18 protein-coding genes are annotated in these 22,452 nt (G+C 67.8%); 15 read left to right on the top strand and 3 right to left on the bottom strand.

All coding sequences use genetic code 11. From position 1 onward, the window contains the following. Positions 1-17: 17 nt before the first annotated feature. The 10 genes from metH (at position 18) to AB4Z47_RS04005 (ending at position 12,822) form a co-directional block, all read left to right on the top strand. Positions 18-3,614 carry a methionine synthase gene (gene metH / locus AB4Z47_RS04050; protein WP_441947911.1) on the top strand — a complete coding sequence of 1,199 codons (3,597 nt, stop codon included), beginning with the start codon at positions 18-20 and terminating at the stop codon, positions 3,612-3,614. A 296-nt stretch (positions 3,615-3,910) separates the two neighbouring features. Continuing rightward, complete coding sequence (locus AB4Z47_RS04045; RefSeq protein WP_441947909.1) at positions 3,911-4,138, top strand: hypothetical protein; 228 nt, start codon at positions 3,911-3,913, stop codon at positions 4,136-4,138. Between the two features lie 598 nt (positions 4,139-4,736). Continuing rightward, a complete protein-coding gene (locus tag AB4Z47_RS04040; RefSeq protein ID WP_441947908.1) occupies positions 4,737-6,431 on the top strand; it encodes a protein kinase domain-containing protein in 1,695 nt (564 codons plus the stop codon). Positions 6,432-6,595: 164 nt separating this feature from the next. Beyond that, a complete protein-coding gene (locus AB4Z47_RS04035) occupies positions 6,596-7,330 on the top strand; it encodes an HAD family hydrolase (protein ID WP_441947907.1) in 735 nt (244 codons plus the stop codon). Positions 7,331-7,414: 84 nt separating this feature from the next. Continuing rightward, a complete protein-coding gene (locus AB4Z47_RS04030; protein WP_441947906.1) occupies positions 7,415-8,275 on the top strand; it encodes a HalD/BesD family halogenase in 861 nt (286 codons plus the stop codon). Positions 8,276-8,319: 44 nt separating this feature from the next. Continuing rightward, positions 8,320-9,156 (top strand): class I SAM-dependent methyltransferase, encoded by an 837-nt coding sequence (locus AB4Z47_RS04025; protein ID WP_441947904.1) that lies wholly within the window; start codon positions 8,320-8,322, stop codon positions 9,154-9,156. Then, positions 9,153-10,967 (top strand): choline/carnitine O-acyltransferase, encoded by a 1,815-nt coding sequence (locus AB4Z47_RS04020; protein WP_441947902.1) that lies wholly within the window; start codon positions 9,153-9,155, stop codon positions 10,965-10,967. Before AB4Z47_RS04025 ends, AB4Z47_RS04020 begins: the two co-directional genes overlap by 4 nt. Positions 10,968-11,067: 100 nt before the next feature. Continuing rightward, on the top strand, positions 11,068-11,349 hold the full coding sequence (locus AB4Z47_RS04015; protein ID WP_441948043.1) for a phosphoribosyl-ATP diphosphatase: 282 nt from the start codon (positions 11,068-11,070) through the stop codon (positions 11,347-11,349). Positions 11,350-11,391: 42 nt separating this feature from the next. Then, a complete protein-coding gene (hisG, locus tag AB4Z47_RS04010; RefSeq protein WP_441947900.1) occupies positions 11,392-12,243 on the top strand; it encodes an ATP phosphoribosyltransferase in 852 nt (283 codons plus the stop codon). Positions 12,244-12,600: 357 nt separating this feature from the next. Continuing rightward, on the top strand, positions 12,601-12,822 hold the full coding sequence (locus tag AB4Z47_RS04005) for a hypothetical protein (RefSeq protein WP_441947899.1): 222 nt from the start codon (positions 12,601-12,603) through the stop codon (positions 12,820-12,822). A 4-nt stretch (positions 12,823-12,826) separates the two neighbouring features. Here the strand turns inward: AB4Z47_RS04005 and AB4Z47_RS04000 are convergent, their stop codons facing one another. Beyond that, a complete protein-coding gene (locus tag AB4Z47_RS04000; RefSeq protein ID WP_441947898.1) occupies positions 12,827-13,738 on the bottom strand; it encodes a RecB family exonuclease in 912 nt (303 codons plus the stop codon). Between the two features lie 74 nt (positions 13,739-13,812). On the opposite strand from AB4Z47_RS04000, the gene AB4Z47_RS03995 reads away from it, so the two are divergent. Next, a complete protein-coding gene (locus AB4Z47_RS03995) occupies positions 13,813-14,646 on the top strand; it encodes a tRNA (adenine-N1)-methyltransferase (protein WP_441947896.1) in 834 nt (277 codons plus the stop codon). Positions 14,647-14,706: 60 nt separating this feature from the next. On the opposite strand, the gene AB4Z47_RS03990 is transcribed toward AB4Z47_RS03995, so the two are convergent. Then, positions 14,707-15,213 carry a hypothetical protein gene (locus AB4Z47_RS03990; RefSeq protein ID WP_441947894.1) on the bottom strand — a complete coding sequence of 169 codons (507 nt, stop codon included), beginning with the start codon at positions 15,211-15,213 and terminating at the stop codon, positions 14,707-14,709. 179 nt (positions 15,214-15,392) lie between these two features. Between AB4Z47_RS03990 and arc the strand changes: the two genes are divergently transcribed. The 3 genes from arc to AB4Z47_RS03975 all read left to right on the top strand — a co-directional run bounded on the left by arc (position 15,393) and on the right by AB4Z47_RS03975 (position 19,634). Then, complete coding sequence (gene arc / locus AB4Z47_RS03985) at positions 15,393-17,153, top strand: proteasome ATPase (RefSeq protein WP_441947893.1); 1,761 nt, start codon at positions 15,393-15,395, stop codon at positions 17,151-17,153. A 329-nt stretch (positions 17,154-17,482) separates the two neighbouring features. Then, positions 17,483-18,118, top strand: coding sequence for a TetR/AcrR family transcriptional regulator (locus tag AB4Z47_RS03980; RefSeq protein ID WP_441947891.1), 636 nt, complete (start codon positions 17,483-17,485; stop codon positions 18,116-18,118). Beyond that, complete coding sequence (locus AB4Z47_RS03975; RefSeq protein ID WP_441947890.1) at positions 18,111-19,634, top strand: ArnT family glycosyltransferase; 1,524 nt, start codon at positions 18,111-18,113, stop codon at positions 19,632-19,634. The genes AB4Z47_RS03980 and AB4Z47_RS03975 overlap by 8 nt, the downstream gene beginning before the upstream one ends. Before the next feature lie 12 nt (positions 19,635-19,646). Here the strand turns inward: AB4Z47_RS03975 and AB4Z47_RS03970 are convergent, their stop codons facing one another. Continuing rightward, positions 19,647-21,758, bottom strand: a complete 2,112-nt coding sequence (locus AB4Z47_RS03970; RefSeq protein WP_441947888.1) for an acyltransferase family protein — start codon at positions 21,756-21,758, stop codon at positions 19,647-19,649. Positions 21,759-21,966: 208 nt separating this feature from the next. On the opposite strand from AB4Z47_RS03970, the gene AB4Z47_RS03965 reads away from it, so the two are divergent. Next, on the top strand, positions 21,967-22,449 hold the full coding sequence (locus tag AB4Z47_RS03965; RefSeq protein WP_441947886.1) for a cation:proton antiporter regulatory subunit: 483 nt from the start codon (positions 21,967-21,969) through the stop codon (positions 22,447-22,449). Positions 22,450-22,452: the final 3 nt, after the last annotated feature.

Here is a 22,452-nt window from a genome sequence, read left to right as displayed (position 1 = left end):
CCCACTACGCTGATCACATGTCTGCGCCCATCCCCGCCGAGTTCGACACCACGCTACTCGACACGCTACGCCGCCGCGTTGTCATCGGTGACGGTGCGATGGGCACGATGCTGCAAGCCGCAGATCTGACGCTGGACGATTTTCGCGGGCTGGAGGGCTGTAACGAAATCCTCAACCAGACCCGCCCCGACGTGCTGCGCGGAATCCACCGCGCCTATTTCGAGGCGGGCGCCGAGGCGGTCGAGACCAACACCTTCGGCTGCAACCTGCCCAACCTTGCCGACTACGACATCGCGGACCGGATTCGCGATCTGTCCGAGCGCGGCACGCGGCTGGCCCGTGAGGTCGCCGACGACATGGGCCCGTCCGCGGACGGTACGCCACGGTATGTACTCGGTTCGATGGGGCCGGGCACCAAGCTGCCCACGCTGGGCCACGCTCCATACACCGCGCTGCGCGACGCCTACACCGAGGCCGCGCTCGGCATGCTCGACGGCGGCGCCGACGCCATCCTCATCGAGACCTGCCAGGACCTGCTGCAGGTGAAGGCCGCGGTGACCGGCAGCCGCCGGGCGATGGCGAAGCTCGGACGCCGGATCCCGATCATCACGCACGTCACGGTGGAGACCACCGGGACCATGTTGGTCGGCAGCGAGATCGGCGCGGCGCTGACCGCGCTGGAGCCGCTCGGCATCGATATGATCGGTCTGAATTGCGCGACGGGCCCGGACGAGATGAGCGAACACCTGCGCCATCTGTCGCGGCACGCGCAGGTGCCGGTGTCGGTGATGCCGAACGCCGGTCTTCCGGTGCTCGGCGCCGACGGCGCGGTGTATCCGCTCACGCCCGAAGAGCTGGCGGTCGCGCTGAGCGGGTTCGTCTCCGAGTTCGGGCTCGCCCTGGTCGGCGGCTGCTGTGGCACCACCCCGGAACACATCCGCCAGGTCACCGCCGCGGTGCGCGAGGTGGAGCCGAGTCTGCCGCCGATCGCCGAGCGGCGCGAGCCGGCGCACGAGCCGAGCGTGTCCAGCATGTACACGGCGGTGCCCTTCGAGCAGGACGCCTCGGTCCTGATGATCGGAGAGCGCACGAATGCCAACGGCTCCAAGGCTTTCCGCGACGCCATGCTGGCCGAGGATTGGCAGAAGTGCCTGGACATCGCGAAGGACCAGACCCGTGACGGCGCGCACATGCTCGACCTGTGTGTCGACTACGTCGGACGCGACGGCACCAAGGACATGGAGGCGCTGGCCGGCAGGCTTGCCACCGCGTCGACGCTGCCGATCATGCTCGACTCCACCGAGACGCCGGTGCTGCGGGCCGGTCTGCAACACCTCGGCGGCCGCTGCGCGGTGAACTCGGTGAACTACGAGGATGGCGACGGTCCCGAATCTCGCTTCCAGCAGACGATGCGGCTGGTCGCCGAGCACGGCGCCGCGGTGGTCGCCTTGACCATCGACGAGGAGGGCCAGGCCCGCACCGCGGAGAAGAAGGTTTCGATCGCCGAGCGCCTGATCGCCGACATCACCGGCAACTGGGGCCTGCGGGAGAGCGACATCATCATCGACACACTCACCTTCACGCTCGGCACCGGCCAGGAGGAGTCCCGCCGCGACGGCATCGAGACAATCGAGGCCATCCGCGAACTGAAGCGCCGCCGCCCGGACGTGCAGACCACACTGGGCTTGTCGAACATCTCCTTCGGCCTCAATCCGGCGGCACGTCAGGTGCTCAACTCGGTATTCATGCACGAATGTGTGGAGGCCGGTTTGGATTCCGCGATCGTGCACGCCTCGAAAATCCTGCCGATGAGCCGGATCCCCGACGAACAGCGCGAAGCCGCTCTGGATCTGGTGTACGACCGTCGCAGCGAGGACTACGACCCGCTGCAGAAGTTGATGGCGTTGTTCGAGGGTGTATCGACCGCGTCGTCGAAGGCCTCGCGCGCCGAGGAGCTGGCCGCGCTTCCGCTGTTCGATCGGCTGGAGCGGCGGATAGTCGACGGCGAGCGCAACGGCATGGAGGCCGATCTGGACGCGGCCATGACCGAGGTGCCGCCGCTGCGGATCATCAACGAGACCTTGCTGTCCGGGATGAAGACGGTGGGTGAGCTGTTCGGATCCGGCCAGATGCAGCTGCCGTTCGTGTTGCAGTCCGCCGAGGTGATGAAGGCCGCCGTGGCGTACCTGGAGCCGCACATGGAGGCCACCGACGACAGCGGCAAGGGGCGCATCGTTTTGGCCACCGTGAAGGGCGACGTGCACGACATCGGCAAGAATCTGGTCGACATCATCCTGTCGAACAACGGCTACGAAGTGGTCAATCTCGGTATCAAGCAGCCGATCGCGACCATCCTCGACGCAGCGGTGGACAAGAAGGCCGACGTCATCGGCATGTCCGGCCTGCTGGTGAAGTCGACCGTCGTCATGAAGGAGAACCTGGCAGAGCTCAACGCCAAGGGTGTGGCCGAGCAGTTCCCCGTGCTGCTGGGCGGGGCGGCGCTCACCCGCTCGTACGTGGAGAACGACCTCACCGAGGTGTACGAGGGCGACGTGCACTACGCGCGAGACGCGTTCGAGGGCCTACGGCTGATGGACGACATCATGACTCGCAAGCGCGGCGGCGGCCCCGATCCGGCCAGCGCGGAGGCCATCGCCGAGCGAGAGCGGGCCGCGGAGCGTAAGGCGCGCCATGAGCGGTCCAAGCGGATCGCTGCGGAGCGCAAGGCGGCCGAGGTGCCCGTTATGGTGCCCGAGCGCTCCGATGTCGCGGTGGACCTGCCGGTGCCGGTGCCGCCGTTCTGGGGTACTCGCGTGGTGAAAGGTCTTGCACTGCATGAGTATTCGGGCTTGCTCGACGAGCGGGCGCTGTTCCTCGGGCAGTGGGGACTGCGCGGACAGCGCGGCGGCGACGGGCCCGGCTACGAGGAGCTGGTGGAGTCCGAGGGCAGGCCGCGGCTGCGCGCCTGGCTGGACCGGCTGAGCACCGAGGGCGTGCTGCAGCACGCCGCAGTGGTGTACGGGTATTTCCCGGCGGTGTCCGAGGGCGACGAGGTCGTCGTGCTCACCGAGCCGGATCCCGCTGCGCCGGAACGCTATCGATTCGCGTTTCCGCGCCAGCAGCGCGATCGGTTCCTGTGCATCGCCGACTTCATCCGGTCGCGGGCCTACGCACAGGAAACCGGTCAGGTGGACGTGCTGCCGTTCCAACTGGTCACCATGGGGCAGCCGATTGCCGACTTCGCCAACGAGCTGTTCGCGGGCGACAGCTACCGCGACTATCTCGAGGTGCACGGCATCGGCGTCCAGCTCACCGAGGCGCTGGCCGAGTACTGGCACCGCCGCATCCGGGAAGAGCTGGTTCTCGACGGCAGCGCGGTCGCCGACTCCGATCCGGCGGACGTGCTGGAGTACTTCAAGCTCGGCTACCGGGGCGCCCGGTACTCCTTCGGTTATGGGGCATGCCCCGATCTGGAGGACCGCGTGAAGCTGGTCGATCTGCTCGAGGCCGATCGCATCGGCGTGGTGCTGTCCGAGGAGCTTCAGCTGCATCCGGAGCAGTCCACCGACGCGTTCGTCCTGCTGCACCCGGAAGCGAAGTACTTCAACGCCTGAGCTCGGGATCTTGGCGACCGCTGCCTCCACCTGCTGCGACCCCTGCGCCCGGCACCCCTACCCCTATCCTCCTGCTGTAGCACCGTAGATATCGACCCGGTCGGCTGTACGCGCGTCGACCTGTCTCTGTCGGGTCTGTTCGTCTTCACAGACCCGCGTCATCGGTACCTCCGGCGCGGCACCAGGCCCACCTCGCCGATGCCCGCCGAGCCGACCCCACGGCGGGATCACCTTGCCGGCAGGGCGGCGAGCAATCCGATTGCACGGTTTCTCCAGGGCGAGCGAAGGAGGGCTCCATGTCAGCGCAACATCGCAGATACCTGATCCTTCTGGATCCAAGGCACTTCGGCGGCGGTGCCGCTCCGGCGGCGGCTCGGGTGAAGTTCTTCGACTGGCTCGACACCACCGACGGCGAGGTCGTCGAGGACGGCGGCGCCAATCGACTGGTCGTCTTCTCTTCGTACGAAGTGGCCGAACGAATCAAAGACCTCGAGTACGTCGTCAAGATCGAGCCCTACGGGTAGCGGCCCTGGAGTGTTGACCACCTGGCGCTGCTGGCCGAACTCCGCGAATATCGCTGCAGTCCGGACAAGCGTCGATCTCTCTGACGCGTGAAGTCTGAGCTACATCGTCACGATCACCGTGCTGGCGGTGGAGTTGGGCGCAGATGCGATCTCGCGCGTCACAGAGCGAGCGGTTGGTAATCGAGGGAAGGCGCTCCGAACCGTCGCGTTGCCGGGCCGGAAGACCACCCGCTCGGGTCGTGTCATTGTGACGGTGTTCACCATGCGGCGTAGCGGAATTCGGTCGCTAAAAGGGCCTCGGCTACCTGGACATATAGTGTGATTTGCGGAAATCCGGCTCCCGGAGGCCGCGACACGGCGCGCGGGCGCGCGGCATTGACCTGGGGGATCGCCGGTGCCCGCGCCGCAAGGTGGATGTCTGTCGGGTCGGTGTGCCATTGTCGAAGCGTTGCAACTGCATCCGGAGCAGTCGGCGGATGCGTTCGTGTCGCTGCTTTGGGGGTGCTAAGCACCTCGGCGCGTGGGATTTTTGGAGATTTCCTGGCTTGCGCGCTGAATGCTGGACGGCTAGGCGCGTAAGTAGGAGAGGCACACCACCATGACTGCGGATCGATTGATCGCGGGACGATACCGGCTCACGGATCCGATCGGCGCCGGTGCCATGGGAGTCGTCTGGCGAGCCACCGACGTCCGGCTGCGGCGCACTGTCGCGGTCAAGCAGTTGCTGCTCGGTCCTGGCCTGTCGCGTTCGTCGGCGCTGGAGGCGAAGTCGCGTGCCATGCGCGAGGGCAGAATCGCGGCGCGGCTGCACCATCCGAACGCCATCACCGTCTTCGACGTGGCGGAGGAGGACGGCCAGCCCTGGTTGGTCATGGAGTACATGGACGCGCCCAGCCTGGCGGCCAAGCTGTCCGGCAAGCGCACGCTGGCCCCCGCCGAGGTCGCGAAGATCGGCGCTCAGGCCGCGTCCGCGCTGGCCGCCGCCCACGACGCGGGCATCATGCATCGGGATGTGAAGCCGGCCAACCTGCTGGTCGGTGACGACGGCACGGTGAAGATCACCGATTTCGGCATCTCCCGCGCCGTCGGCGATGTGACAGTCACCGCCACCGGCTTTCTCGCGGGGACGCCCGCCTATCTGGCGCCGGAGGTGGCGCGCGGCGAGGATCCGGAACCGGCCTCCGACGTCTTCGCGCTCGGCTCGACCCTGTACACGGCCGTGCAAGGCAGACCGCCGTTCGGTGCGGGCGACAACCCGCTCGCCGTACTGCACGCGGTGGCCAGGGCACAGGTCGAGGAGCCCGAGAACGCGGGCGCGCTCGGACCGGTGCTGATGCGTCTGCTGGCCCCGGCCACCGATGCCCGCCCGACCATGCGGGAGGCGAAGGAGGCGTTGGAAGCCGTTGCTGCGGGCCGGGACCCGGGACTGGCGCCGCCGGCACCGACCAAGGTGATGCCCGCGCCCGGCGCGCCAGGCACGACGGCGATTCTTCCGCAGTCGGGCGCCGCCGGGTCGACCGGAAGCCCGAGTGATACTGCCGCCACCGCGGTCGTGCCTGCAGTCGTCGCGGGTCCGATTGCACCCCAACCGGTTCCCGCTCAGCCGCCCATCCAGCCGCAGGGCAGCGCGACCCTGTCCGGCGGAACGAGCCGACCCGAACGCGGCCGGATAGCAGCGCTGGCCGCCGCCGGTGCGGTGGTCGTTGTGCTGATCGTGGCCGGAATCATTGCGACGATGACCGCCGGAAACCGTGACGAGGGGGGCACCGCGGCGGCATCGTCGGTCGTGCCCCCGGCCTCGCATGCCGAGAGCTCGCCGCCCGCGGCGAACGCGGTCGGGCCCGTCCCCGAGGGGACCCCGGCGCCAACTACCGTGGCCTCGACCGCCACTTCCGGACCTGGTTCCGCATCGGCCACGCCGAGCAACTCGGGCCAACCCACTACGTCGAGTCGAACATCGGCCACCATCACCACCACCCCGTCCGGCCCGGCGTCGCCCGACCGGCTCGGCTCCTTCATCCAGGGCTACTACGGCATGCTGCCAGGCAACGTGTCCGGCGCCTGGTCTCAGCTATCTCCCGGGTACCAGGCGCAGACCGGCTACGACTCCTATGTGAGCTTCTGGGGCACGATTCGCTCGGTAAGCGTGGGTGCGGTCACGCCGAGCGGGGCGAACCGGGCGGTTGTCGCGCTGACCTATACCCTGAAGAACGGCACGACCACCTCGGAGAATCGGTGGATCGAGGTCGTCGGGGACAGTAGCAGGCTACAGATCGCCGCATCGGGCACCTGAGCGGCTGCCTCGCCTTCGCTCGGCCCGGCGCGGGGCTGCGGACGGACTTCTTCCGGCTGCGCCAGTTGTGCGGCTGCCTCGCCTGGCTCGGCCCGGCGCGGGGCTGCGGACGGACTTCTTCCGGCCGCCCCATCAGCAGACGAGACAGAGGAGACGCACCGAACGTGACAGCGCGACTGGCCGGAGTGCTCTGGGATATGGACGGCACGTTGCTCGATTCGGAGAAGCTCTGGGATATCGCGGTGCGCGAACTTGCGCGCGAGCACGGACACGAGATGACCGATGCGATCCGGCACGCGCTGATCGGCGCGTCCGGTCCGAACGCGCTGCGGATCATGTTCACCGGTCTCGGTATCGAGCCGACACTCGGCGCGCTGCGGGCGGCGGGGGAGTTCCTCGATCGGCGCGTGACCGAGCTGATGACGGGACCGATCCCGTGGCGGCCCGGTGCGAAAGACGCGCTGGCCATGGTGCGCGCGGCCGGTCTGCGCAGCGCGCTGGTCACCAACACCAAGCGGTCGCTGACGGAGTTCGGGCTCGACACTCTCGGGCGCGACTTCTTCGGCGTCTCGGTCTGCGGCGACGAGGTGCAGCAGGGCAAACCGGAGCCGGACGTCTACTTGCGCGCCGCCGAGTTACTCGGTCTGGACCCGCGACACTGTGTGGCCGTGGAGGATTCGCCGACCGGAACCCGCGCCGCCGAGGCCGCGGGCTGCGCGGTGCTGGTCGTCCCGTGCGAGATTCCGGTACCGGACGCGCCCGGACGCGTCTTCCGGGATTCGCTGGTCGGGTTGAGCGCCGACGACCTAGAGCGCGTGCTGCTGGTACGCGACCGAGCCGCCGGGTACGACACTCCCGACCTCGGTCTGCCGAGAGTTACTGTGCCGCAACCGGGGTGAGCGCAGCTGATAGGTGTGACGGTGATCACCGGCAATCTCGCCGAATCTCGGGCGTGTCGACGCACGCTACACGAAAATGGCGCCATGGCAGCGTTGGGTGTGCTCGACGAGATCGTAGATACCGCACGATATTCCCTCGGAAATCCGGAGGGCGCCACCCTGCGCGCGGCGGTGCGCCGCGCCCGCGCGGACCTGGATGACAGCGGCTGCACCGTACTGCCCGGTTTCATTCGGTCGGAGCTGATCGACCTGCTGCGCGCGCAGGGGGAGCGGATTGCGCCACACGCGTACTATCAGGTCGAGCGAGTCAACGCCTACAACATTCCGTTGGATACCGAACTGCCACAGGATCATCCGGGCCGGATTGTGCTGGAGCGCGGCAACGCCTTCGTGCCGCGCGACCGCATCCCGGCCGATGCGCTGATCCATCGGCTCTATACTGCCGAGCCGTTCCAACGATTCATCGCGGACTGCTTCGGCCTTTCCGAACTGCACGAGTTCGCTGATCCCCTCGCCGGACTGTGCCTCAACGTCGTCGCGCCGGGAATGTCGCATCCTTGGCATTTCGATACCAACGAATTCACCGTCTCCATGGTGACCCAGACTGCGGAGACCGGTGGAATTTTCGAGTACTGCCCCAACATTCGCACACCGGAGACGGAAAATCTCGACTATGTGCGCGCCGTCCTCACCGGCTCGGGTAAGCGTTTCGTCCAGCGGCTCCAGCTGCGTCCCGGTGACCTGCAGCTGTTCCGCGGGCGTTTCTCGCTGCACCGTGTATCACCCGTCGACGGTGCGCGCCAGCGGCATTCGGCGATCTTTGCCTATACCGAGCGCCCCGGGATGGTCGGCACGGTGGAACGTACTCGGCAGTTGTTCGGCCGCGTGCTGCCCCACCATCTGGCCGCCGCCGACCCGGTCCGGGGCGATCGACTGCTCGACTGAGCCGAGCGGTTCGACTGACCGAGCTCGACCCGAAAGGACCGACAGTGCCAGTTCCGTTACACACAACCGGGAAAGCGTCTTTCGACGACATCTACGTCCACCCCGATCCGCGCGCGTACTACACGCGCATGTCCGAGCTGGACTACCGCATTCCGGAACTGGCGAAACCGTTCTTTCAGCAGCAGATTCGGGAATACCGCGCCTCCGCCCGGGTCACCGCACCGACCGTCCTGGACATCGGCTGCTCCTACGGCGTCAACGCCGCGCTGCTGCGCTTCGACACCACAGTGCCCGAGCTGGCCGACCACTACGCCGACGCCGACGCCGACCGGGCCGGGCTCATCCGGCGCGACCGCGCCCGGGTGAACGCGGGCACCGGCCTTACCGACGTCCGTTTCCTCGGCATGGACGTTGCCCGCCCCGCCCTGGACTATGCGCACGAGGCCGGGCTGTTGGATGACGTCGTGCACGCCGACTTGGAGTCCGGTGAGCCGACCGAGGAGCAACGCGCGCTGTTGGCCACCGCCGACCTGGTCGTCTCCACCGGCTGCGTCGGCTACGTCACCGAGAAGACTCTCGTCCGCGTCGCCACCGCGCATCCGCGCAGGCGACCCTGGATGGCACACTTCGTATTGCGCATGTTCGACTTCGCGCCGATCGCGGCGGAACTCGCCGCACTCGGTTACCGCACCGAACAAGCGCCCGGGCTGTATCAGCAGCGCAGGTTCGCCTCCGAAGCCGAACAGGCCCAGGTGCTGAACACCCTGTCCGTCAACGGGATCGACATCACCGGCTGGGAGGATGGAGGTTGGCTCTACGCCAATCTGTATCTCTCCAGGCCGTTGCCGAAACACCACGCCGACATCGAGGATCCGCATTGACCGAACGCACCTTCGCCGCCGACGACCACCTACCCAGGGTGCCCCTGCCGACGCTGGAGGACAGCTGCGGCCGGTTCCTGCAGTGGTGCGCGCCGCTGCTGACCGCCGACGAACTCGCCACTACCCGAGCCGCGGTCGATGACCTGCTGCGGGCCGACGGACCGGGTCGCACGCTGCAGGCAGCACTCGCGGAGTACGATGCGACCCCCGGTGTGGGCAGCTGGCTGGATCTGTTCTGGCCGTCGCGGTATCTGGGCAGGAGGGACCGGATCGCGCTGAACGCGAACTTCTTCTTCCTGTTCCGCGACGACACGCCGCTGGCCACGTCCACCGCCGCGACACAGGTGGACCGCGCGTCCGGAATAATCTCCGCCGCCGTCGACTACAAACTGGCCCTCGACCAGGAGGCCATCCCGCCGGTGACCCACCGCGGGCAGAAACTGTCGATGTGGCAGAACAAGTATCTGTTCTCCGAGACCCGGATCCCCGGTGTGGAGCAGGACACCGTGCGGGTGCCCTACAGCGACGAGTGGCCGGGCCACTCCGAGGCCAGGCACATCGTAGTGTTCTTCCGCGGCAGCATGTTCCGGATGGACGTGATCGGCCCGGACGGTGCGCCGTACTCGCCGGAGGATCTCGCCGACGGGCTGCGTGCGGTGCTGAAGGCAGGCGCGCGGCCGGCCCGCACCGACACCGCCGTCGGGCACCTCACCACCAAGGCCCGCGCCGAATGGGCGGCCAGCAGGCAGACGCTCTCGACCGAACCGGTGAACGTCGCGGCGCTGGACGCTGTCGAGACCGCGCTGTTCGCGATCTGTCTCGAGGACTTCACCCCGCGCGACGAGCTGCACGCCTGCGATCAGCTGTTGCACGGCGACAGCGCGAACCGGTGGTTCGACAAGTCGGTGTCGTTCATCGTCTTCGGCGACGGGCAGGCGGGCATCAACGTCGAACACTGCGGGCTGGACGGCACCACCATTCTGTCCTTCGTCGACACGCTGCTGGAAACCTCGGTACCGGAGCACGCCGCCCGGTCCGCAGCGCAGGCGCAGGGCCTGCCCGCAGTCGAGCCGATCGAGTTCGTGCTGAATGCGGCGCAGCGCGCCGACATCGCCGCGGCGGGTGCCGCTTTCGCCCGTTACGCTGCGGAGAACGCCACGCAGACGGTGACGTTCCCCGACTTCGGCACCGCCCGCGCCAAGCAACTCGGCATCTCCCCGGACGCGTTCGCGCAGCTGAGCTACCAGCTCGCCCACCGGCGCAGCAAGGGACTCACCGGCGCCACTTACGAGTCCATCGCGACCAGGCAGTACCGCAACGGCCGCACCGAGGCAATGCGGGTGGTGACCCCGGAGATGGTCGCCTTCGTGGACACGATGCAGGACCCGGACTCGGACCCCGAGTCGAAGCGCGCGGCCGCGCGGACGGCGGCAAGCGCGCACGTGGAGCGGGCCAAACAATGTCAGGTGGGCGACGCGCCGGAACAGCACCTGTGGGAGCTGCAGTGGATCCAGCGCCGCCGCGGTGCGGAACTGGGCGTCATCGACCCTCTCCCGCTCTACGACAGCCCGGGTTGGACCATCCTGCGCGACGACTACCTGAGCACCAGTTCGGCGCCGTCGGTCAACATCCGCTACTTCGGTTTCGGCTCCACCAGTTCCCGGTGCATCGGTGTCGCCTACGTCTTGCTCCCCGACCGCTGGAACCTCTACCTGGCCACCCCGACGCCGGTCGCCGACCAGATGTACGCGTTCGCCGATCACCTCCGCACCGCGGTCGCCGACCTGGAGGCGCTGCTGGCCGGAAGCTGACGGCACACCGCCCGGTTTTCGCACTTCGAGTATCAGCGCGGAAAGCCGGGCGGTGGCGTAGCGTCCATCGTGGGCCGGAGCAACAGGCCCGCATACGGGTCTGAAACAATGGCTCATCGTGAAGAACTTCGAAACCCTGTTCGCCGAGCTGCAGGATCGTGCGGTCAACCGCCCCACTGGGTCCGGAACCGTTGCCGCGCTGGACGCCGGCGTGCATAGCCAGGGTAAGAAGGTGCTCGAGGAGGCCGGTGAGGTGTGGCTGGCCGCCGAACACGAGAGCGACGAGTCGCTCGCCGAGGAGATCTCCCAGCTGCTGTACTGGGTGCAGGTGCTGATGGTGGGCCGCGGGCTGAACCTCGAAGACGTGTACCGACATCTGTGACGGCCGTTTCGATCCCGGTTTCTCCTCCGAAAGGACTCCCCCATGCTGCGTGTCGCAGTCCCCAACAAAGGCGCCCTGTCCGAATCCGCCGTCTCGATCCTCGCGGAGGCGGGGTACCGCAAGCGCACCGATTCGCGTGACCTGACTGTCCTGGACCCGGCCAACCAGGTCGAGTTCTTCTTCCTGCGGCCCAAGGACATCGCCATCTACGTCGGCTCCGGCGAACTCGACCTCGGCATCACCGGCCGCGATCTGGCCCTGGATTCCGGCGCATCCGTGCAGGAACGGCTCGCGCTCGGCTTCGGACGCTCCACCTTCCGTTACGCCGCGCCCGCCGGACCAGAGTGGAAGGTCGAGGATCTCTACGACAAGCGCATCGCGACCTCCTATCCGAACCTGGTGCTGAGCGATCTGCGGCGACGGGGCATCGAGGCCGAGGTGATCCGCCTGGACGGTGCGGTGGAGATCTCTATCCAGCTCGGTGTCGCCGACGCCATCGCCGATGTCGTGGGCTCCGGGCGCACCCTGCGCCAGCACAACCTGGTCGCGTTCGGCGAATCGCTGTGCGACTCCGAGGGCGTGCTCATCGAGGCCAAGGACGCCGACCAGCGCGACCGGGCCCGCAATCAGCTCGTCGCCCGCGTCCAGGGCGTCGTCTTCGCCCAGCAGTACCTGATGCTGGACTATGACTGCCCCAAGGACCTCCTCGACCGAGCATTCGCGATCACCCCGGGGCTGGAGTCGCCGACTGTGGCGCCGCTGGCCGATACCGGATGGGTCGCGGTACGCGCCCTCGTGCCACGTAACCAGGGTAACGAGCTGATGGACCAGCTGGCCGACCTGGGCGCGAAAGCCATCCTGGCCACCGACATCCGTTCCTGCCGCGCATTCTGACCGTCCGACCCGCCTTGTTCGCGTGATCGGCTCGCGCTGAACGCAATCGGCGTGCCCGCTGATCGGGTGTTGCTACCGCGCGGTCTGGAGTTCTCTGCGCGAGGCGGGCAGGCAGCCGGTCGTGATGTCCGCCTCGACAGCGGTCGTGAAGCTGCTTGTGGGCCTCGGGCTCTCGATCCTGGTGTTCCACCACTGCACCGTCTGAGCGCGATGCTGTCTTCGGTTCGGTGTCCGCACACGGGGTCGTCCGGTCTCTTGCGGGGCTCTGGTTCGCAGCGTTCGGGAAAGGCCTCTCTGCCGAGGCCGATGTGGCGTGTCCGGTCGAAACTTCCCGGTTCGTAGGGGAGACTGTCGGTCGTGTCGGACGAGATCAACGACGAGAAGGCCGCAACGCGATCGAAGGTGTGTGGCCGGATCGGGGTGGACGGCGCCGAGCCGCACCCCGCATGGCCGCGGATGCGAAACCTCTTGATCATCGTGGGAGACGGGGTCGGTGTCGCGGTTCTGATCGCCGCGCTCGCCATCATCGGATCCCACGGCTCCGCACTGGATTTCATGGTCGTCGCGACCGGCCGCTAACCGCTCATTCGGATACCGCGTCCGCCAGGGTCTGCTCCGGCGGCTCGCCCGTGCCACCGATCGGCCAGCCCGGGTAGGGCGGCGGTGTGCCGCCGAATTCCGGGCACAGCGGCTTGTAGTCGCAGTAGGAGCACAGCCAGCTCGGGTTGGGCGGGAATTCGCCGGTGCGGCCGGCATCCAGGATGGCCGTCCACAGCGCCGACAATGTGCGCTCGAAGCGCAGCAACTCCTCCTCATCGGGGGCGTAGGTGAGGATCTGCTCGTCGGCCAGGTAGATCAGCCGCAGCTGGGCGGGCACGATACCGCGGGTGCGCAGCAGGACCAGCGCGTAGAACTTCAGCTGGAACAGTACCCTGGTCTCCTGCGTGGGTCCCGGCGCGCGGCCGGTCTTGTAGTCCACCACCCGCAGCGCACCGGTCGGCGCGATATCGATTCGGTCGACGAAGCCGCGTAACAGCGCGCCGTCGGCGAGTTCGACCTCCACCCGAGCCTCCCGCGATTCCGGGTCGAAGCCGGTCGGATCTTCCAGTCGGTAGTAACGCCGGATCAGCGCGCGCACCTCGCCGAGGAATGCCTCGAGCTGGTCGTCGGTGAGCAGCTCGGCCACCTCCGGTCGCTCGGCGCGTACCCGGGCCCAAGCCGTCGGCACCAGCGTGTCGGCGCGCTCGGGCAGGCGCTCGACCGCCGGCAGCCCGTACAGATCCTCCAACACCGCGTGTACCACTGTGCCACGCACCGCGTCCCGCGACGGCGGCTCCGGAATCCGGTCGACCGCCCGGAACCGGTATTTCAACGGGCACTGCTTGAAATCCATTGCCCGCGAAGGAGAAAGCGCGGGCCGCGCGCGGCCTGCCCGCGCGTCGGGCTCGGATGCCTGTGCGTCGTCGGCAGGGGGCGTGGACACGGGCGAGGACATACCTGGCAGGCTATCCGGCGGCACCGACACGCCGGTGCACGGCAGCACGATTCGAACCAGCGGAACGGAGATTCATGACGGCCAGACGGACCGGGCCATTCACCATCGGTGACCGGGTGCAGCTGACCGATGCCAAAGGGCGCCTGTACACGGTGGTCTTGGAGCCGGGCAAGGAGTTCCACACCCATCGCGGCGGCATCAAGCACGACAGCCTGATCGGTGCCGACGAGGGCAGCGTGGTGCAGTCGACCAATGGCACACCGTACCTTGCGTTACGTCCGCTGCTGATCGACTACGTGCTGTCCATGCCGCGCGGTGCGGCGGTGATCTACCCGAAGGACGCCGCGCAGATCGTGCACGAGGGCGACATGTTCCCCGGCGCGCGGGTGCTCGAGGCGGGCGCGGGGTCCGGCGCGCTCACCTGCTCACTGCTGCGCGCGGTCGGGCCACAGGGGCAGGTCGTGTCCTACGAAATCCGTGCCGACCACGCCGAGCACGCCGTCCGCAATGTGGAGACGTTCTTCGGCGAACGTCCGGCCAACTGGTCGCTGACCATCGGTGACGTCGCCGATTACAGCGGAGAGCCGGTGGACCGTGCCGTGCTGGACATGCTCGCGCCTTGGGATGCGCTGCCCACCGTGTCGAAGGCACTCGTCCCCGGCGGTGTCCTGATCGTCTACGTGGCGACCGTTACGCAATTGTCCAAGGTGGTGGAGGCGCTGCGTGAGCAGGAGTGCTGGACCGAACCGCGCTCCTGGGAGTCGCTGGTCCGGCCGTGGCATGTGGTCGGCCTCGCCGTGCGCCCCGATCATCGCATGCAAGGCCACACCGCCTTCCTGGTCAGCGCCCGCAGGCTCGCCGAGGGCACGGTGACCCCGAAGCCGCAGCGCAGGCCCTCGAAGGGCTGAGCGGTGCAGGGCGACCGCCGGTCCGGCCGACACCGACACTCGCCTCCGATCGGGTGCGGCTCAGGCCGGGACGCAGGGCGCCTGTGCGAAGCCGAGCATCAGGCAGCCGCTCGCGTCCGACAGCTTCCAGGTGCCGCCGACGTTCTCCCAGGTCATCGGGACGGCGGGTGCGGCGCCGTGCGGGGAGTTGATGGTCACCTGCGCGTTCGCGATGGTGCCCTGGGTGGTGATGTCGGCGACCGCGAAGGTCAGCGTGTAGCCGTGCAGGCCCGCGTTCATCTGGTCGATGTTGGCGGCGCGCTTCTCTCCGTCGACGATCAGCTTCGTCTTGTCGGCCGTGGGGACGTTCGGATCGGCCAGCTTCACCAGAATCGCCTGCAGCGTCTCGGCCGTCGGCGCGCCCGCCGCTTGGTCGCCGTGGCTGTGGGTACTCGCCGTGGCGGTGCTGCTGGTCGTCGCGGTGCTGGAGTCGTCGTCGGAGCCACAGGCCGCCAGGCCGGCGGTAAGGGCCAGTGCCGCTGCGGCGGTGACCACGGAAACGCGCAAAGTTCTGGCGGGAAGGAGCATCGTCAGCAACCTTTCGGCTCGGTTGGCGAGCGCGCTCGCCTGGTACGGGTTAGGGCAGGCTAACATGGTCGTTCGGCCGTTGATCGCCGCCCAGATGTGATCACCACGAAATCATGTCGGAAAGCGAGAATGGGCCGCGACCGGTAGCGTTGATAGACCGGGACTGGGAGGAGCAGCACATGAGCCCCATCGAGAATTCGGATTCGGCGGCCTGGAGAGAGCTCGAGGCAGTACGCGCCGAGGCGGCTGCACTCCGAAGGCAACTCGCCGATTCGCCGGATCGCACACGGGAATTGGAAGCCCGCATCGATTCGCTGACCATTCGCAACACGAAGCTGATGGACACTCTCAAGGAGGCGCGCCAGCAGCTTGTCGCGCTGCGCGAGGAGGTCGATCGGCTGGGTCAGCCACCGAGCGGATACGGCGTTCTGATCGGCGTGTACGACGATCAGACGGTCGACGTGTTCACTTCGGGGCGCAAGATGCGGTTGACGTGTTCACCGAATATCGAGGCCTCGACGCTCGAGTACGGTCAGACCGTCCGCCTCAACGAGGCGCTCACGGTCGTCGAGGCCGGGCATTACGACGCGGTCGGCGAGATCGGTACCCTGCGGGAGATCCTCGACGACGGTCGTCGCGCCTTGGTCGTCGGCCATGCCGACGAGGAGCGTGTGGTGTGGCTGTCGGGTCCGCTGGCCAAGGTCGCCGAGGTCGATGACCTGGACGACCCCGATTCCCCCATCCGCAAGCTACGGCCGGGCGATTCGCTCCTGGTGGACACCAAAGCCGGTTTCGCGTTCGAGCGTATCCCCAAGGCCGAGGTCGAGGACCTTGTGCTGGAGGAGGTGCCCGACGTCGGCTACAGCGATATCGGTGGTCTCGGTCGGCAGATCGAGCAGATCCGAGACGCGGTGGAGCTTCCGTTCCTGCACAAGGATCTCTTCCGCGAATACGCGCTGCGTCCGCCGAAGGGCGTGCTGCTCTACGGTCCACCCGGGTGCGGCAAGACGCTCATCGCGAAGGCGGTGGCCAACTCACTGGCCAAGAAGATCGCCGAGGCGCGTGGTGAGGATGCCAAGGAAGCCAAGTCGTACTTCCTCAACATCAAGGGTCCCGAACTGTTGAACAAGTTCGTGGGCGAAACCGAGCGCCACATCCGGATCATCTTCCAGCGGGCTCGCGAGAAGGCATCCGAGGGCACTCCGGTGATCGTGTTCTTCGACGAGATGGACTCGATCTTCCGCACCCGTGGTTCGGGCGTCTCGTCGGACGTGGAGACCACGGTGGTGCCCCAGCTGCTGTCGGAGATCGACGGCGTCGAGGGCTTGGAGAACGTGATCGTGATCGGTGCCTCCAACCGCGAGGACATGATCGACCCGGCCATTCTCCGGCCCGGCCGCCTCGACGTGAAGATCAAGATCGAGCGTCCGGACGCGGAATCGGCCCAGGACATCTTCTCGAAGTACCTCACCGAGCACCTACCGCTGCACGAGGACGACCTGGCCGAGTTCGGCGGCGACAAGGGGCTGTGCATCCGCGCGATGATCGAACGGGTCGTCGATCGGATGTACGCCGAGAGCGAGGACAACCGCTTCTTGGAGGTCACCTACGCCAACGGTGACAAGGAGGTCCTGTACTTCAAGGACTTCAACTCCGGCGCCATGATCCAGAACATCGTGGACCGCTCCAAGAAGTACGCCATCAAGGCCGTGCTCGACACCGGCAACCCGGGTCTACGCATCCAGCATCTCTACGATTCGATCGTGGACGAGTTCTCCGAGAACGAGGACCTGCCCAACACCACGAATCCGGACGACTGGGCACGCATCTCGGGTAAGAAGGGCGAGCGGATCGTCTACATCCGCACGCTGGTCACCGGCAAGAACGCCAGTGCCAGCCGCGCCATCGATACGGAGTCGAATACGGGTCAGTACCTGTAAGATTCTGTCGACCCGAAGGGCCGTGTCTCGCAAGCCGGAGACGCGGCCCTTCGTCATTCGGGGGACCGTGCGGGTCGCCGACTGCGCGGCTCAGGTAGGGGAGCGGTCGAGGCAGGGCAGGCGGCCCGCGGAGGCAACCGTTGCAGCAATGCGACGAAGGCCGACTCGATCGCCTCGGCGGCCTGGTACCTGGCCTCCGGGCTGGGGTCGGTGGTGAGTGTGTCGAGTCGGATGATCGGGGACGGCTGCAACCAGCGCCGTTCGACGGTGGCTCACGCCGCCATGAGCTCAGGAAGCCCGGGGCTGCCCGCACGTGCTAAAATTTGGCCGTGCGGCCAGAAAATCGACCGACCGGCCAGAAGCTGTCGTTCATCGAGGAGGCGCGCAGGCGGCAGATCATCGCCTCGGCGGTGGAGGTGATCTCCGAGGTCGGGTACGGGAACGCGTCGTTGGCGCGAATCGCCGAGCACGCGGGGATCTCGAAAGGCGTGATCTCCTACCACTTCGAGGGCAAGGACGACCTGATGACGCAGCTGGTGATCCAGCTGTACGTCTCTGCCGCGCAGTACATCGCACCCAGGGTCGCCGCGGCGGTCGGCCCACGCGATCGTCTGCTCGCCTACATCGAGTCGAACCTGGCCTTCATCGACACGAACACGAAGTACGTGGCCGCGCTCATCGACGTGGTGACGAATCTTCGTGACGCGGAAGGTCATCCGAGGTTCGCCTCCGCCGATGGCGAGCGCGACATCATCGTTCCCCTCGTCGACATCATGAGCGAGGGGCAGCGCATCGGGGAGTTCGGGGAGTTCGATCCGCTGCTGATGGCGAAGTCTATTCGGGACGCCATCGACGGTGCGGCCGCACGGGCGGTCCGGGAACCGGGTTTCGAGATGGACGCGTACTCGGCGCACATAGCCAGGTTGTTCGATCTTGCGACACGAAAGGCGGGGAGCAATGACTGAGGTGCGGGACACCGAGACGCGGGAGACCGATACCCGAGAACCCTTGCCGCCCTTCGCCCTCGGCGGCGTGGGCGCGGTGGCGGCGCTCGCGGCGCTCGCGCTGCTGGTCTCGATCGGCCGGTACGGATTCTTCGGTGACGAACTGTATTTCGTTTCCGCCGGGCGCAGGCTTGCGGTCAGTTACGCCGACCAGGGGCCGCTGGTGCCGGCGATTGCCCGTCTGATGGATCTGCTCGCCCCGGGTTCGCTGGTGGCGCAACGGATTCCGGCGGTGCTCATCACCGTGGGCGCAGTGGTGATCACCGCGCAGATCGCCAGAGAGTTCGGCGGAACCAGGGCAGCGCAGGTACTGGCCGCGGCGGCGTACGCCACCTCACCGTTCCTACTGGTACAGGGCGATCAGCTGGCCACCAATACGATCGACACAGCACTGTGGGTAGCGGTGAGCTGGCTGGTGATCCGATGGGTCCGCATGCGGCACGACGGCCTGCTGCTGGCAGCCGCGGTGGTCACCGCGGTGGACATACAAGTCAAATGGCTGATTCCGTTCTTCTGGATCGCGCTTGCGCTCGGTGTGGCGATGTACGGGCCGCGGGAGCTGCTGCGCCGCCCCGCCCTGTGGTGGGGTGCGACGCTCGTCGTCGTGACCGCGGTGCCCAGTCTGCTGTGGCAGGCCACGCACGGGTGGCCGCAGCTGGGCCTCGGAAGTGTGGTCGCCGAGGAACAGGCCACGATCGGCGGCCGCTATAGCTGGCTGCCCCTTGCGCTCGCCTCGGCCGGGCTGCTCGGCGGGCTGCTGCTGGTCTACGGGGTGTGGACACTGTGGCGGGCCGACTCCTGGCGGCCCTATCGGTTTCTCGGCCTGCTGCCGCTGGTGCTGGCCGTGATCTTCATCGCGACCAACGGACGCCCGTACTACGCGGCGGGCTGCTACGGCGCGCTGATCGCAGTGGGTGCGGTGCGCTGGACGAACGGCTGGGGCCGCTCGCGCATGATCGTCACCGCCCCGCTGGTCGCGGTGTCGGCCGCGCTGCTGGTGTACTCGCTGCCCTTACGCACGGAGACAGATATCGAGCCGGTCGACACCCAGGCCAAGGCGGGGTTGGAGATCGCGGTCTACGGACGTTTCGGTTGGACGGAGCTCGCGACCCAGGTGGCGGCCGCCTACCAGGCGCTACCGGAGCCGGAACGGGCGTCGGCCGTGGTGATCGCCGACTCCTATTGGCAGGCAGCCGCTCTGGATGTGTACCGCGCCGAATACGGTTTGCCCGCCGTCTACAGCCCGAACCGTGGCTTCGGCTACTTCGGCTCCCCGCCGGACACGGCGAGCACGGTCCTGTGGGTCGGCGGCGCCGAGCCGGAAGTGCGCGAATCATGCGCCGAGGTGACGCCGGTCGGACGCGTCGACGCACGGCTCGGGTTCCCCGGCGTCACCCGCCACGTCACCCTTTGGCGCTGCGCTCAACCGCGCGCACCGTGGTCTCGCGTGTGGCCGGACCTGCTGCGCCTGAACTGACCGGGCGCCGGCTCACCACCAGCCCAGAATCGGCGACAGCTGCCTGCCCAGTTCCGGTGCCAGCGACCGCGAGTAGCTGGCGGTGAGGTGGTGCTCGTCGTGGTAGATCAGGATGTTGCCCTCGGTGACCGCGCACACGTCCCGCTCACACACCGCGTCGCTCAGGTCCAAGGGGAACACGTTGGCGAACGAGGCGGCGAACTCCAGCGCCGGATTGACCTCGTCCAGCGCGGCCGTGCGCGGCATGCCGCAGCTGATCCGGTCGCCGCTCTGGGCGAGGCAGTCGATCGCCCGATAGCGGACCCCGTCGCGGCGCAGCCACGGGGTGTCGCGGATGGCCAACACATTGAGCCCCCGCTCAGCCAGGTGCGACCACACGTCCACGTAGTCGGCGGGTGTCTCATCGCCGAGCTTGTCACGGGGGCGGGTCGCGGTGGTGAACACCCACTCCGGACGGTGGGCACCGAGGCGGTCGATCACCTCGGCGGACCAGTCTCGGCAGTCCGGAATGGCCTCGCCCTTGTACATCGGCTCCGCCGCCACGGTCAGCGGGCAGCCCATCTTCAGATAGACATCGACGCGAAAGTTGTGCTCGCGCGCCAGCACGTCGAGGGCGGGAACCCAGTGTTCGGCATGCGAGCTGCCCACCACCGCCACAGTGCGCTGCGCATCCGTGTTCCCGTAGGCGCAGGTGATGACGTCGCGGGTGTCCCAGTCCGCGATGCAGCCGTCCTGCGATGGATACGCGTGATCGGCGGGCGCCTCGTACACAGTCGGACGCAGCCGTGCCCGGGGCGTGCTTGCGCCACCGACCAGCGCCTCCGCTCCCGGATAGTGCACCGGGTCGAGGAAGGCCACCGGCTGCGGCGGGTTCGCCCGCGTGACCACCTGCTCGCCCACCGATACCGCGAGTACGGCGATCCCGAGCACCGAGACCACCTGGCCGGTGCGGCGACGGCGGGCGGGCGTCTCCTGGGCGGACGCTGCGGACCGCCGGATCCGCAGCGGCTCCTCGATGAACCTGTTGGTCAGGTAGGCCAGCATCAGCGACCCCGCGAGCACGCCGAGCCCGCGGACGAATCCCGCCGTGGCGGACCTGGTCTCCGCGAGGACGAAGATGAGGATCGGCCAGTGCCACAGGTATAGCGCGTAAGCCAGTCCACCCAGGCGCACCGCGGCGGATGTGCTCAGCAGCCGGTTGGGCAGCGGATGCGCGGCGGCGGGCAGATTGCTGCCCGCCGCGATCAGTGCCAGGGCACCGCCCACCGGCACCAACGCCGCCGGCCCGGGGAACCCGTCCGCGCCATCGATCAGCCACCCGCACGTGACCACCGCGGCGGCGCCCAGCACCGCCAGCGCCACCCGCGCGAGACGCGGCGCGGACAGCCATGGCACCACGACCGCGAGCAGTGCACCGGCCAGCAGCTCCCAGGCGCGCGCGAAGCTGTCGTAGTAGTTCCAGCCCTGATGCACAGAGGTGCCGTGCGCGGCGTAGCGGAACGAGGTCATCGCGATCGCCGCGAGGAGGATCGCCAGGCCGGGCCGCAGCGTGGCAGGGCCCGCGAGACGCCTGCACAGTCGCACCGCCGACGCCACACCGAGCAGGGCTACCAGGTAGAACTGTCCCTGCACCGCCATCGACCAGAGATGTTGCAGCGGGCTCACCGAAGGGTCGGCGGCCAGGTAGTCCGACCAGGACAGCGCCAGATGCCAGTTCTGGTAGTACAGCAGCGACGCCAGCGTCTGCGCGGCCATCTCGGTCCACTGCGTGAAGGGGTGCAGCAGCACCGTCGCCGCGAGCACCGCGGTCAGCACAGTCACCAGGGCAGGAAGCAGCCGACGGGCGAGCCTGCGCGCGGTGTGACCGATGCGAATCGCGCCGGTGGACTCCGCGTCCCGCAGCAGCGAGCTGGTGAAGAAGAAGCCGGACAGGACCAGGAAGACGTCCACCCCGCCCGAGACGCGGCCGAACCAGATGTGGAACACCACGACCAGCGCGATCGCCACACCACGCAGTCCGTCCAGATCATGCCGGTAACTGTCGGCGGCGGCGCGCGGCGCCGCCGCGGCGGCAATTATCGTGCCCGACCGTCGCAACCGGCTCACCACTCGGGCGACCGTCACCGGACTCGCATGGCGTCGCCGAATCGACGGTCGAAGGTGCCGGCGAAGCGACGGGCTGATGTACGGGACACGTCATTCTCTTACCACGGGCGCGAGAAGCTATGGTCCAACCTGCACGGCCGGAGTGTCGTGCGGAAATATCGAAGTGATACGGACAATTCGGGCACCCGTCTGTGGGGGTGTACCGCTCGGTGGCTAGGCTGAAGTCGTGAACGTTGAGGTGACACCCCTGCCCGGTATCGGTGTACGCAAGGACTTTCCGCTGACCAATACCCGGCGCCGGATTGGGGTGATCGATCATCGCGATGGCACCATGGATCTGATCGTGAGCAGGGCCGACCACCCCGACGAAACCGAGCAGATACCGCTGTCGGGCAATGAGGCGGCCGTGCTGGCCAACCTGCTCGGCGCCCCGCAGCTGGTCGAGCAGCTGCGCGAAGAACACCGCCGATTCACCGGGCTGACCACCCGCCAGCTCTCCATCCCCGACCGGTCCCGCTACGACGGGCGGATGCTGGGGGAGACCCAGATACGAACGCGGACAAAGGCATCCATCGTCGCGGTGGTGCGCGGCGGGCAGCCGATCCCTTCGCCAGGCCCGGATTTCACGTTCACCGCCGGTGACGTCCTTGTCGTTGTCGGCACCGCGGAGGGCCTGGAGGCCGCCGCCAAGATCCTGCTGGACGGCTGAGCG

It is taken from the genome of Nocardia sp. 2TAF39, assembly GCF_052114905.1.
Classification (GTDB): Bacteria; Actinomycetota; Actinomycetes; order Mycobacteriales; family Mycobacteriaceae; genus Nocardia.
The sequence above is the reverse complement of the archived record's forward strand: the minus strand, read 5'-3'. Positions and strand labels throughout refer to the sequence as shown.

Bases quoted from the DNA above. Each gene is read 5' to 3' on its own strand.
- AB4Z47_RS04000 (WP_441947898.1), bottom strand. From the start codon at position 13,738: ATGTCCTCGCCCGTGTCCACGCCCCCTGCCGACGACGCACAGGCATCC.
- metH (WP_441947911.1), top strand. From the start codon at position 18: ATGTCTGCGCCCATCCCCGCCGAGTTCGACACCACGCTACTCGACACG.
- AB4Z47_RS04045 (WP_441947909.1), top strand. From the start codon at position 3,911: ATGTCAGCGCAACATCGCAGATACCTGATCCTTCTGGATCCAAGGCAC.
- arc (WP_441947893.1), top strand. From the start codon at position 15,393: ATGAGCCCCATCGAGAATTCGGATTCGGCGGCCTGGAGAGAGCTCGAG.
- AB4Z47_RS04040 (WP_441947908.1), top strand. From the start codon at position 4,737: ATGACTGCGGATCGATTGATCGCGGGACGATACCGGCTCACGGATCCG.
- AB4Z47_RS04030 (WP_441947906.1), top strand. From the start codon at position 7,415: ATGGCAGCGTTGGGTGTGCTCGACGAGATCGTAGATACCGCACGATAT.
- AB4Z47_RS03975 (WP_441947890.1), top strand. From the start codon at position 18,111: ATGACTGAGGTGCGGGACACCGAGACGCGGGAGACCGATACCCGAGAA.
- AB4Z47_RS03990 (WP_441947894.1), bottom strand. From the start codon at position 15,213: ATGCTCCTTCCCGCCAGAACTTTGCGCGTTTCCGTGGTCACCGCCGCA.
- hisG (WP_441947900.1), top strand. From the start codon at position 11,392: ATGCTGCGTGTCGCAGTCCCCAACAAAGGCGCCCTGTCCGAATCCGCC.
- AB4Z47_RS03995 (WP_441947896.1), top strand. From the start codon at position 13,813: ATGACGGCCAGACGGACCGGGCCATTCACCATCGGTGACCGGGTGCAG.